This window comes from Pseudomonas sp. 2725 (assembly GCF_050434585.1).
GTDB classification, from domain to species: domain Bacteria; phylum Pseudomonadota; class Gammaproteobacteria; order Pseudomonadales; family Pseudomonadaceae; genus Aquipseudomonas; species Aquipseudomonas jessenii.
Genome location: NZ_JBNDIV010000004.1, coordinates 576776 through 589193 on the forward strand (window position 1 = coordinate 576776; position 12418 = coordinate 589193).

8 protein-coding genes are annotated in these 12418 nt (G+C 58.6%); all 8 read right to left on the bottom strand.

Annotated elements, in window-relative coordinates; translation table 11 throughout:
- Nucleotides 1-85 precede the first annotated feature (85 nt).
- The 8 genes from brnQ to sdhA all read right to left on the bottom strand — a co-directional run bounded on the left by brnQ (nucleotide 86) and on the right by sdhA (nucleotide 12417).
- Nucleotides 86-1399: a branched-chain amino acid transport system II carrier protein gene (brnQ, locus tag ABIE16_RS14075; protein WP_349735940.1), complete on the bottom strand. Its 1314-nt coding sequence runs from the start codon at nucleotides 1397-1399 to the stop codon at nucleotides 86-88.
- 402 nt (nucleotides 1400-1801) lie between these two features.
- On the bottom strand, nucleotides 1802-2683 hold the full coding sequence (sucD, locus tag ABIE16_RS14080) for a succinate--CoA ligase subunit alpha (RefSeq protein ID WP_007919877.1): 882 nt from the start codon (nucleotides 2681-2683) through the stop codon (nucleotides 1802-1804).
- Nucleotides 2683-3849, bottom strand: a complete 1167-nt coding sequence (gene sucC, locus ABIE16_RS14085; protein ID WP_007919879.1) for an ADP-forming succinate--CoA ligase subunit beta — start codon at nucleotides 3847-3849, stop codon at nucleotides 2683-2685. The genes sucD and sucC overlap by 1 nt, the downstream gene beginning before the upstream one ends.
- A gap of 196 nt (nucleotides 3850-4045) precedes the next feature.
- Entirely contained in the window at nucleotides 4046-5482 is a 1437-nt protein-coding gene (lpdA, locus tag ABIE16_RS14090; protein WP_007998079.1) for a dihydrolipoyl dehydrogenase, read from the bottom strand.
- Between the two features lie 98 nt (nucleotides 5483-5580).
- Entirely contained in the window at nucleotides 5581-6801 is a 1221-nt protein-coding gene (gene odhB, locus ABIE16_RS14095) for a 2-oxoglutarate dehydrogenase complex dihydrolipoyllysine-residue succinyltransferase (RefSeq protein WP_056721685.1), read from the bottom strand.
- A gap of 42 nt (nucleotides 6802-6843) precedes the next feature.
- Nucleotides 6844-9675, bottom strand: a complete 2832-nt coding sequence (locus ABIE16_RS14100) for a 2-oxoglutarate dehydrogenase E1 component (RefSeq protein WP_090453893.1) — start codon at nucleotides 9673-9675, stop codon at nucleotides 6844-6846.
- Between the two features lie 253 nt (nucleotides 9676-9928).
- Complete coding sequence (locus ABIE16_RS14105) at nucleotides 9929-10633, bottom strand: succinate dehydrogenase iron-sulfur subunit (RefSeq protein ID WP_008063297.1); 705 nt, start codon at nucleotides 10631-10633, stop codon at nucleotides 9929-9931.
- A gap of 11 nt (nucleotides 10634-10644) precedes the next feature.
- Nucleotides 10645-12417: a succinate dehydrogenase flavoprotein subunit gene (gene sdhA / locus ABIE16_RS14110; protein WP_057715828.1), complete on the bottom strand. Its 1773-nt coding sequence runs from the start codon at nucleotides 12415-12417 to the stop codon at nucleotides 10645-10647.
- Nucleotide 12418 lies beyond the last annotated feature (1 nt).

Genomic DNA, 12418 nt, shown 5'->3' on the forward strand with positions numbered 1-12418 from the left:
ATTAGCCATTAAAAATGCCCCGTATCGATTGATACGGGGCATTTCTGTTTTGTTCACAGGCCCGTTTGTGACGGGCCGGTAAAGCTTAAGCCAGCGCTTCTTCGCGCTTGCCCAGCAGACGGTCGCAGACCACGGCGACAACCAGCGTCATCACCGATGGCACCAACCACGCCAGGCCCTGCTCGCTAAGCGGCAGGTGGGCCATTTGTGTCGGCATCCAGTCCGCCAGGCCGGCCCCCTTCAGGGCATCGATCAGGCCGAAGATGAACGACACCAGCATCACCGGGCCGAGGATACGACCCTGCTCATGCCAGAAGTCCTTGCAGAAGCTCAACGCCACCAGAACGATGCACGGCGGGTAGATCGCGGTCAGTACCGGGATCGAGAACGCAATCAGCTTGGTCAGGCCCAGGTTGGACACCAGCAGCGAGAACGCCGCCAGGATGATCACCAGTGTCTTGTAAGACAACGGCACCACACGGCTGAAGTACTCGGCGCAGGCACAGGTCAGGCCGACCGCGGTCACCAGGCACGCCAGGGAGATCAGCACGGCAAGGAAACCACTGCCCAGCGAACCGAAGGTGTGCTGCACGTAAGCGTGCAATACCGCCGCGCCATTGGTAGCGCCAACGGCCACTTCATGGCTGCCCGAACCGAGACGGAACAGGCTGACATACACCAGCGCCAGACCCACACCGGCGATGAGCCCGGCGATGATCGCATAACGGGTGATCAGTGCTGGCGACTCGACGCCGCGGGAACGGATGGCGTTGACGATGACGATGCCGAACACCAGGGCGCCCAGGGTATCCATGGTCAGGTAACCATTGATGAAGCCTTGGGAAAACGGTGCTGCAACGTATTCAGGGGTTGCATGGCCAATGTCACCGGCCGGCAACGCGAATGCTGCAATGCCCAGCACGGCCAGGGCGATGATCTTCAACGGCGCGAGGAAGCGCCCTACGGTATCCAGCAAACGGCCCGGATACAGCGAAATGAAGAACACCAGCAGGAAGTAAACCGAGCTGTAGAGGAACAGTGCCAGCGGGCTCTCGCCGGTCAGGGGCGCCAGGCCCACCTCGAAGGATACCGTCGCGGTACGTGGCGTCGCGAACAGCGGGCCAACAGCGAGGTAGCAAGCCGCTGCCAGCAGGCCACCGGCCACTTTACCGATCGGGCTGCTCAAGGCATCCATTGCTCCGCCGACCTTGGCCAGCGCCACAACAGTGATCACCGGCAGACCAACTGCGGTGACCAGGAAACCCAGCGCCGCCATCCAGACATTGGGCCCGGACTGTAAACCGACGATAGGTGGGAAGATGATGTTGCCAGCCCCGACGAACAGGGCAAACGTCATAAAACCAAGTGCCAGGATGTCCTGGCCTTTCAACACTTTCATTAAGGAAATACCACACTACTGAATCGGAATTTAGAGAGGGATTTCCCTATGGGTGAGGGAAATGCTGTCAGTCCGTATAAGACCGACCCTTTTAGCGCGTTGCGCGCCTTGTGGGCCGCAGACGCAAAAATGGCGCATAGACTAACGAATTTGACCGATAAACGCACTGTTAGAGGGCGAACTATCCGATATACGACATCTTTGTGTCGCGTTTCTGCATGTTGATAGATGTCGCCTGTAAGTCCGCCATCGCGAGCAAGCTCGCTCCCACAGTTGACCGCGTTCCAATGTGGGAGCGAGCTTGCTCGCGATGGCGTCCGCACTGTCAACGCAAACCCCGGAAACGACAAAGGCCACCCGAAGGTGGCCTTTGTTTGGTGAAGCGTCAGCTAAGCGCGAGGCTTACTTGACAGCCCAACCAGTCAGCTCGGCCAGGGCCTTGCCGATGTCTGCCAGCGAACGCACGGTTTTAACGCCTGCGTCTTGCAGAGCAGCGAATTTCTCGTCTGCAGTGCCTTTGCCGCCAGAGATGATTGCGCCAGCATGGCCCATGCGCTTGCCCGGAGGAGCAGTCACACCAGCGATGTAGGATACAACCGGCTTGGTCACGTGTGCCTTGATGTAGGCAGCCGCTTCTTCTTCAGCCGAACCGCCGATCTCACCGATCATCACGATCGCTTCGGTCTTCGGGTCTTCCTGGAACAGCTTCAGGATGTCGATGAAGTTCGAACCCGGGATCGGGTCACCACCGATGCCGACGCAAGTCGACTGACCGAAACCGGCGTCAGTAGTCTGCTTCACAGCTTCGTAGGTCAGGGTGCCGGAACGGGAAACGATACCGACCTTGCCTGGCAAGTGAATGTGACCTGGCATGATGCCGATCTTGCATTCGCCTGGGGTGATCACGCCTGGGCAGTTAGGGCCGATCAGGACTACGCCCAGCTCGTCGCACTTAACTTTAGCGTCCAGCATGTCCAGGGTAGGAATGCCTTCGGTGATGCACACGATCAGCTTGATGCCGCCGAAAGCAGCTTCCAGGATCGAATCTTTGCAGAAAGGAGCCGGAACGTAGATCACGCTGGCGGTGGCGCCAGTGGCAGCTACAGCGTCTTTAACGGTGTTGAACACTGGCAGACCCAGGTGCTCGGTGCCGCCTTTGCCTGGAGTTACACCACCAACCATCTTGGTGCCGTACTCGATGGCTTGCTGGGTGTGGAAACTACCTTGCGAACCGGTAATACCCTGGCAGATAACTTTGGTGTCTTTATTGATCAGGACGCTCATTATTTGCCCTCCGCAGCTTTGACAACTTGTTGAGCAGCGTCGGTCAGGCTGGTAGCAGCGATGATGTTCAAACCGCTTTCTGCCAGTACTTTAGCGCCCAGCTCAGCGTTGTTGCCTTCAAGGCGAACAACAACCGGGATTTTCACGCCGACTTCTTTCACTGCACCGATGATGCCTTCGGCAATCATGTCGCAGCGAACGATGCCGCCGAAGATGTTGACCAGTACTGCAGCGACGTTGGTGTCGGACAGAATGATCTTGAACGCTTCGGTAACGCGTTCCTTGGTAGCACCGCCGCCCACGTCGAGGAAGTTGGCTGGTTTGCCGCCATGCAGGTTGACGATGTCCATGGTACCCATGGCCAGGCCAGCACCGTTGACCATGCAACCGATGTTGCCTTCCAGCGCTACGTAGTTCAGTTCGAACTTGGCAGCGTGCGCTTCGCGCGGATCGTCTTGCGACGGATCGTGGAAAGTCTTCAGCTTAGGCTGACGGTACATGGCGTTGGCGTCGATGTTGATCTTGGCGTCCAGGCAGTGCAGATCGCCGTCAGCCTTGATCACCAGCGGGTTCACTTCCAGCAGGGCCAGGTCGTGATCCTTGAACAGTTTTGCCAGACCTACGAAGATCTTGGCGAACTGGGCAACTTGCTTGCCTTCCAGACCCAACTGGAATGCCAGCTCGCGCCCCTGGAATGGCTGAGCGCCAACCAGTGGATCGATAGTGGCTTTCAGAATTTTTTCTGGAGTGTCGTGAGCGATTTTCTCGATGTCCACGCCACCTTCGGTGGAAGCCATGAACACGATACGACGGCTCGAACGGTCAACGACAGCGCCCAGGTACAGCTCTTTAGCGATATCAGTGCACGATTCAACCAGGATCTTGGTGACTGGCTGACCATTGGCGTCAGTCTGGTAAGTCACCAGACGCTTGCCCAGCCACTGCTGTGCGAAGGCTTTGGCGTCTTCTTTGCTGCGAACCAGCTTTACGCCGCCCGCTTTACCGCGACCACCGGCGTGGACCTGGGCTTTGACAACCCACTCGCTGCCGCCGATTTTGTCGCAAGCTTCTGCTGCTGCTTCCGGGGTGTCTACCGCGTAACCGGTGGAAACTGGCAGGCCGTACTCAGCGAACAGCTGCTTACCCTGATACTCGTGAAGATTCATGCTTATTACCGTCTTCGTTAGGTACTGCGCATTCGGTGCTGCACTCATTCAAGTGCCGCACCACCTGTGACTGCTGCTTGCATAGCCTTTCCGGATACCCGGTGCAGCTATGCAAGACTGCGTCCAGCGGATATTCCGCGGTGAGTCTTGCATGCAAGGCTCACGACGGGCCATTCCGCCGTGGTTTCTTATTGTCTTAACGCTTCTTGCGGTTGGCGATGTGGATGGCGCCGCCATTCACAGCCAAAGCAGCTTCGTGCAAGGCTTCAGACAGGGTCGGATGGGAGAAAACCATCATGCCCAGGTCTTCAGCGCTGGTGCCGAATTCCATACCGATCGCGCCCTGCTGAACCAGTTCTGCAGCGCTTGGGCCAATCACGTGGACGCCCAATACGCGGTCTGTCTTGGCATCTGCGATGACCTTGACGAAACCACCGGTGTCGTTGGCAGCCATGGCACGGCCAGAGGCTGCGAACGGGAAGGTGCCGACGTTAACTTCAACGCCTTCAGCTTTCAAGGCCTGCTCGGTTTTACCGACCCACGCGATTTCCGGGTGAGTATAAATAACCGAAGGGATCAGATCATAGTTCATCTGGGCCTTGTGGCCCTTGATGCGCTCGACAACCATGATGCCCTCTTCCGAGGCCTTGTGCGCCAGCATCATGCCGCGAACCACGTCGCCGATGGCGTAAACGCCCGGTACGGTGGTGGCGCAGTGATCGTCAACGTGCACGAAACCGCGCTCGTCCAGGGTCACGCCGCAGTCGGCAGCCAACAGATCAGTGGTCACCGGACGGCGACCAACGGCTACGATCAGCTTGTCGAAAGTGATGTTCTGTTCGCCCTTGGCATCGGTGTAGTTCACCACGACTTCGTCGCCGTTCACTTTGGAACCGGTGACGCGAGCGCCCAGCTTGATGTCCAGACCCTGTTTGGTCAGGGTTTTCAGCGCTTCCTTGGAAACAGCGGTGTCCGCTGCCATCAGGAAGGTGTCCAGGGCTTCCAGGACAGTCACTTCTGCACCCAGACGCGACCAGACCGAACCCAGTTCCAGACCGATCACGCCAGCGCCGATCACGCCCAGACGCTTAGGTACGGATTGGAATTCCAGAGCGCCAGTCGAATCGACGATCACATTCTGGTCAACCGGAGCTGGCGGAATGTCGATCGGACGCGAACCTGGAGCCAGGATGACGTTTTCGGCTTCGATGATTTCTACCGAGCCATCAGGCTTGGTGACTTCAACTTTCTTGCCGGCCAGCAGCTTGCCGTGACCCTGGATCGAGGTCACACCGTTGGCTTTGAACAGGGTCGCAACGCCGGAGGTCAGGCCTTTGACGATGTTGGCTTTACGGCCGACCATCGCTGGCACGTCCATGGTCACGCCAGCGTGATTGATACCGTGGATCGCGAAACCGTCCTGGGCTTCGTGGAATTTCCACGAACTGTCCAGCAGGGCCTTGGATGGAATGCAGCCGACGTTCAGGCAGGTACCGCCCAGAGCCAGTTTGCCTTCCTTGTCGGTGTACTTCTCGATGCAGGCAGTCGAAAGACCAAGCTGAGCGGCCTTGATGGCAGCCACATAGCCGCCAGGGCCAGCGCCGATCACTACTACGTCAAATTTCTGCGACATTCAAAAAATCCTCTTTAGCGAAAAGCTTCAAGCCGCGAGCGGCAAGCCAGGCTGCGGGTTTTCCGACAGCCCGGGCTTGCAGCTCATGGCTGCTTCTATCAGATATCCAGCAACAGACGAGCCGGATCTTCCAGCAGGTTCTTGATGGTCACCAGGAAGGTCACAGCTTCTTTGCCATCGATCAGACGGTGATCGTAGGACAGTGCCAGGTACATCATCGGACGGATAACGACCTGGCCGTTGATGGCCATCGGACGCTGGATGATGTTGTGCATGCCCAGGATGGCTGCTTGTGGCGGGTTGACGATCGGGGTCGACATCATCGAACCGAAAGTACCACCGTTGGTGATGGTGAAAGTACCACCGGTCATTTCGTCCATCGACAGTTTGCCGTCGCGGGCTTTCTTGCCGAAGGTGGCGATGCCGCCTTCGATTTCAGCCAGGCTCATCAGTTCGGCGTTACGCAGAACCGGTACAACCAGGCCGCGATCGCTGGAAACTGCAACGCCGACGTCAGCGTAGCCGTGGTAAACGATGTCGCCGCCGTCGATCGACGCGTTGACAGCCGGGAAGCGTTTCAGCGCTTCGGTGGCTGCTTTCACGAAGAACGACATGAAGCCCAGGCGCACGCCGTTGTGGGACTTCTCGAACAGGTCCTTGTACTTCGAACGCAGCGCCATGACTTCGGTCATGTCGACTTCGTTGAAGGTGGTCAGCATCGCCATGTTCGATTGAGCTTCAACCAGACGCTTGGCCACAGTGGCACGTACGCGGGTCATCGGTACGCGCTTCTCGATGCGATCGCCTGCAGCGAATACCGGAGCAGCAGCGGCAGGTGCAGCAGCCTTGGCAGGCGCGGCAGCCGGAGCGGCTTTCTTGGCTTCGACAGCGGCAACCACGTCTTCCTTGGTTACACGACCATCTTTGCCGGTGCCTTTGACGGAAGCCAGGTTGATGCCGTTTTCTTCGGCCAGCTTGCGAGCAGCTGGAGCCGCGATAGCGTCTTCGTCAGCGCCGGCAGCTGGAGCAGCGGCAGCAGCGGCCGGAGCAGCAGCGGCAGCCGGAGCGGCAGCAGCAGCGCCGCCTTCAACGATGGAGCCCAGAACTTCGTCGGACAGAACGGTTTCGCCTTCGTTCTTGACGATAGCGCCCAGCACGCCGTCAGCGGTAGCCAGCACTTCCAGCACGACTTTGTCGGTTTCGATGTCGACGATCAGTTCGTCGCGCTTGACCGCGTCGCCCGGTTGTTTGTGCCAGGTGGCAACGGTGCCATCGGCAACCGATTCCGGGAAAGTGGGGGCTTTGATCTCGATAGCCATTGTCTGTGGTTCCTTAAATTCGGTTTCAGGTGCGCGAAGGCGTTAAACAGTAAAGGCGTCTTGCAGCAGTTGTTCCTGCTGTTCGGCGTGCATCGATGCGTAACCGCATGCAGGTGCAGCAGAAGCCTCACGGCCCGCGTACTCGAGTACGAGAGACTTGTTGAGGTTGCTGATGCTGCGACGCATGTGGTGTTGGCTGCAGTACCACGCACCCTGGTTCATCGGCTCTTCCTGACACCAGACGGCATGCTTGACGTTGGTATAAGGAGCCAGGACTTCTTTCAAGTCGTCCTCAGGGAATGGGTACAGCTGCTCGATACGCACGACAGCGATGTCGTCACGACCTTCGGCACGGCGTTTTTCCAGCAGGTCGTAGTAGACCTTGCCGCTACACAGAACAACGCGCTCGACCTTTTTCGGGTCTTGGGCATCGATTTCCGGGATAACGGTCTGGAACGAACCTTCGGCCAGATCTTCCAGCGTCGAGATGGCCAGCTTGTGGCGCAACAGCGACTTCGGAGTCAGGACTACCAGTGGCTTGCGCAGCGGGCGGATCACCTGACGGCGCAGCAAGTGGTAGATCTGAGCCGGCGTCGTCGGCATGCACACCTGAATGTTGTGCTCGGCGCACAACTGCAGGTAACGCTCCAGACGAGCCGAGGAGTGCTCCGGACCCTGACCTTCATAACCGTGCGGCAGCAGCATGGTCAGACCACACAGGCGGCCCCACTTGTGCTCGCCACTGGTGATGAACTGGTCGATAACTACCTGGGCGCCGTTGGCGAAGTCGCCGAACTGGGCTTCCCAGATAACCAGGGCATTCGGCGTGGTGGTCGAGTAACCGTACTCGAACGCCAATACCGCTTCTTCGGACAGGAACGAGTCGTACAGGTCGAAGCGTGGCTGACCGTCGTACAGGTTCTGCAGCGGGATGTAGGTGCCCGCGTCCTTCTGGTTGTGCAGGACAGCATGGCGGTGCGAGAACGTGCCGCGGCCGATGTCCTGGCCAGTCATGCGAATCGGGTGACCTTCGAACGCCAGGGTCGCGTACGCCATGGTTTCGGCGTAACCCCAGTTGATCGGCAGGCCGCCGGCTTGCATCTTCTGGCGGTCTTCGTAGATCTTGGCAACCTGGCGCTGAACCACGAAGCCTTCCGGGATTTCCAGCAGCTTGGCGGACAGTTCCTGCAAGGTCTTGAGGTCGAAGCGAGTGTCGTGACGCGCGGTCCAGGCGTGGCCCAGATACGGACGCCAGTCCACGAACAACTCTTTGTTCGGCTCTTTGACCAGGCTTTTGACCACGTGCAGACCGTTGTCCAGCGCGTTGCGGTACTCGTCGACTTTCGCCTTGACACGCTCAGCATCCAGCACACCGGCCTGGGTCAGACGATCGGCATACAGCTCACGGGTGGTGCGCTGCTTGGTGATCTGCTGATACATCAGAGGCTGGGTGCCGCTTGGTTCGTCGGCCTCGTTGTGGCCGCGACGACGGTAGCAGACCAGGTCGATCACCACGTCACGCTTGAACTGCATGCGGTAGTCGATGGCCAGCTGGGTCACGAACAATACGGCTTCCGGATCATCACCATTCACATGGAGGATCGGCGCCTGGATCATTTTCGCAACGTCGGTCGCGTACTCGGTGGAACGCGAGTCCAGCGGGTTGCTGATGGTGAAACCGACCTGGTTGTTGATCACGATGTGCACGGTACCGCCGGTCTTGAAACCGCGGGTCTGCGACATCTGGAAGGTTTCCATGACCACGCCTTGACCTGCGAATGCAGCGTCACCGTGGATGGAGATCGGCAGAACCTTCTCACCGGTCGGGTCGTTGCGACGATCCTGACGGGCGCGAACCGAACCCTCGACCACCGGGGAAACGATTTCCAGGTGGGACGGGTTGAACGCCATGGCCAGGTGAACTTCACCGCCGGTGGTCATCACGTTGGACGAGAAGCCCTGGTGGTATTTCACGTCACCGGAACCCAGCTCGACCTTCTTCTTGCCTTCGAACTCGTCGAACAGCTCGCGCGGGTTCTTGCCGAAGGTGTTGACCAGCACGTTCAGACGGCCACGGTGGGCCATGCCGATGACGATTTCCTTGGTACCGTAGGAACCGGAACGCTGGATCAGCTCGTCGAGCATCGGAATCAGGCTTTCGCCGCCTTCCAGACCGAAACGCTTGGTACCCGGGTATTTGGTGCCCAGGTATTTTTCCAGGCCTTCGCCGGCGGTCACGCGCTCGAGCAGGTGGCTCTTGATGTCGGCGGAGTACGTCGGACGACCGCGCACGCTTTCCAGACGCTGCTGGAACCACTGGCGCTGCTCGGAATCGGTGATGTGCGTGAATTCAGCGCCGATGGTGCGGCAATATGTCTGCTGCAACGCTTCGTGAATTTCGCGTAGGCTCGCTTCCTCTTTGCCGATGAACAGGTCGCCGGCACGGAAGGTCGTATCAAGATCGGCATTGGTCAAGCCGTAATGATTGATCGACAGGTCTGCAGGTGCAGGACGCTGCCACAGCCCCAGCGGGTCAAGCTGGGCTGCCTGGTGGCCACGCATACGGTAGGCCTGGATCAATCGCAGCACTTCAACTTGCTTCTTCTCGTGCTCACTGCTCACGCTGCCGGCGGAAACCGGTTGGGCGCGGCGCTGGTTCTTTGCCAGCAAGACGAAATGATCGCGAATTGTGGAGTGCGAAACATCGGTGGCAGAGTTGCCGTCAGCAGGCAACTTCTGGAAGTAGGTGCGCCACTCTTCTGGCACAGCGTTAGGGTCGTGCAGGTAGAGCTCGTAAAGCTCTTCCACATAGGCAGCGTTACTACCGGATAGGTAGGCGCTGTTCCACATGCGCTGCATCACGCTTTCTTGCATGCTTGGTCACCCTCGGTTAGGGGAACACCATCGATGTCGACACCGAGCAAACTTGCAGAAGTCCGAATGCAGCGACCAAAACAAGCCACTAGGATCACACTGATAGTCCGGGTACCAGCCCGGATGCCCCTGCTTGTCTCATTTCTTCAAAATAAGAGCCGCAGCCTTTTAAGCTGCTGCTCAGGTTAAAACTACGGCGCCGGTTGAAGCCTGCGCCGTAGCATCTACGGGTACAGCGGGTACAGCAGCTGAATCACACGCCGCTTGAGAGCAACATGTTACGGATGTGACCGATGGCCTTAGTCGGGTTCAGGCCTTTCGGACATACGTTGACGCAGTTCATGATCCCGCGGCAGCGGAATACGCTGAACGGGTCATCCAGCGAAGCCAGGCGCTCGGACGTCTTGGTGTCACGGCTGTCTGCCAGGAAGCGGTACGCTTGCAGCAGGGCAGCTGGACCCAGGAACTTGTCCGGGTTCCACCAGAAGGACGGGCAGGAAGTCGAGCAGCAAGCGCACAGGATGCACTCGTACAGACCGTCCAGCTTTTCACGTTCTTCAGGGGACTGCAGGCGCTCGATGGCCGGAGCCGGCGTGTCGTTCTGCAGGTATGGCTTAACCTTTTCGTATTGCTTGTAGAAGATGCTCATATCGACGACCAGGTCACGGATAACCGGCAAACCTGGCAGAGGACGAACGATCAACTTGTTACCTTTTACGACAGCAGACAGCGGCGTGACGCACGCCAAGCCGTTTTTGCCGTTGATGTTCATGCCGTCGGAACCGCAAACACCTTCACGGCAAGAGCGACGATAGGAGAAACCCTCGTCCTGCTCTTTGATCAGGGCCAGCACGTCCAGCACCATCAGGTCTTTACCACCGGTATCAACCTGGAATTCCTGCATGAACGGCGCGGCGTCCTGATCAGGGTTGTAACGATAAACGCTGACTTGCAACATGGCGGCCACCCTTAATAAGTCCGAATCTTAGGTTCAAAAGTCGGAACAGTCTTCGGCGAGAAGTTCACGGCACGCTTGGTCACGCGCTTGTCACCCGGGAAGTAAAGGGTGTGGCACAGCCAGTTTTCGTCGTCACGATCTTCGAAGTCTTCACGGGCGTGAGCACCACGGGACTCTTTACGTACTTCTGCAGCGATGGCGGTGGCTTCGGCCACTTCCAGCAGGTTCTGCAGTTCCAGAGCTTCGATACGTGCAGTGTTGAACGCCTGCGACTTATCGTTGATCTTCACGTTGGCGATGCGCTTGCGCAGGTCAGCCAGCTGGGCAATACCCTTCTGCATGTATTCGCCGGTACGGAATACACCGAAGTAGTTCTGCATGCAGTTTTGCAGCTCGCGACGCAGAGTTGCCACGTCTTCGCCTTCGGTACGCTCGTTCAGGGCGGACAGGCGCGCCAGGGCAGCCTGGATGTCGGCGTCGGTGGCTTCGTCGTATTCGATACCGTCGGTCAGCGCCTTTTCCAGGTGCAGGCCGGCAGCACGGCCGAATACCACCAGGTCGAGCAGCGAGTTGCCGCCCAGACGGTTGGCACCGTGAACCGATACGCAAGCCACTTCACCTACAGCGAACAGACCAGGGATGATCTCGTCCACGCCTTCGGCGTTCTGGGTGATTGCCTGGCCATGAATGTTGGTGGCAACGCCGCCCATCATATAGTGGCAGGTCGGAACAACCGGAACCGGAGCAACAACCGGGTCAACGTGCGCAAAAGTCTTCGACAGCTCGCAGATGCCTGGCAGACGGCTGTGCAGCACTTCTTCGCCCAGGTGGTCGAGCTTGAGCATCACGTGGTCGCCGTTCGGACCGCAACCGTTGCCGGCGATGATCTCTTTAACCATCGAACGGGCAACAACGTCACGACCGGCAAGGTCTTTGGCGTTCGGAGCATAACGCTCCATGAAACGCTCGCCGTGCTTGTTGATCAGGTATCCACCTTCACCACGGCAACCTTCTGTAACCAGTACACCAGCGCCGGCGATACCGGTCGGGTGGAACTGCCACATTTCGATGTCTTGTACCGGTACGCCAGCACGCAGCGCCATGCCAACGCCGTCACCGGTGTTGATCAGGGCGTTGGTGGTCGAAGCGTAGATACGACCTGCACCGCCGGTAGCCAGTACGGTGGCCTTGGCGCGGATGTAGGTGGTTTCGCCGGTTTCGATGCAGATGGCGATCACGCCGACGAACTCGCCTTCGCCGTTCTTCACCAGATCGACAGCGTAGTACTCGTTCAGGAACACGGTACCGGCTTTCAGGTTGCCCTGATAAAGGGTGTGCAGCAGAGCGTGACCGGTACGGTCGGACGCAGCGCAAGTACGCGCAGCCTGGCCGCCTTTACCGTAGTCCTTGGACTGACCGCCGAATGGACGCTGGTAGATACGACCTTGCTCGGTACGCGAGAATGGCATACCCATGTGGTCCAGCTCGTAAACGGCAGCCGGGCCTTCCTGACACATGTATTCGATAGCGTCCTGGTCACCGATGTAGTCGGAACCCTTGACGGTATCGTACATGTGCCAGCGCCAGTCATCGTTCGGGTCAGCGGACGCGATCGCGCAGGTGATGCCGCCCTGGGCGGATACAGTGTGCGAACGGGTCGGGAAAACCTTGGTGATCACGGCAGTCTTGTGACCGCCCTGTGCCAGTTGCAGCGCTGCGCGCATGCCGGCACCGCCACCACCAATAATGATGGCGTCGAAAGAAATCGTTGGAATGTTAGCCATG

Excerpts from the sequence above, each read along its gene's own strand:
- brnQ (WP_349735940.1), bottom strand. The coding sequence starts at position 1,399 with ATGAAAGTGTTGAAAGGCCAGGACATCCTGGCACTTGGTTTTATGACG.
- sucD (WP_007919877.1), bottom strand. The coding sequence starts at position 2,683 with ATGAGCGTCCTGATCAATAAAGACACCAAAGTTATCTGCCAGGGTATT.
- sucC (WP_007919879.1), bottom strand. The coding sequence starts at position 3,849 with ATGAATCTTCACGAGTATCAGGGTAAGCAGCTGTTCGCTGAGTACGGC.
- lpdA (WP_007998079.1), bottom strand. The coding sequence starts at position 5,482 with ATGTCGCAGAAATTTGACGTAGTAGTGATCGGCGCTGGCCCTGGCGGC.
- odhB (WP_056721685.1), bottom strand. The coding sequence starts at position 6,801 with ATGGCTATCGAGATCAAAGCCCCCACTTTCCCGGAATCGGTTGCCGAT.
- ABIE16_RS14100 (WP_090453893.1), bottom strand. The coding sequence starts at position 9,675 with ATGCAAGAAAGCGTGATGCAGCGCATGTGGAACAGCGCCTACCTATCC.
- ABIE16_RS14105 (WP_008063297.1), bottom strand. The coding sequence starts at position 10,633 with ATGTTGCAAGTCAGCGTTTATCGTTACAACCCTGATCAGGACGCCGCG.
- sdhA (WP_057715828.1), bottom strand. The coding sequence starts at position 12,417 with ATGGCTAACATTCCAACGATTTCTTTCGACGCCATCATTATTGGTGGT.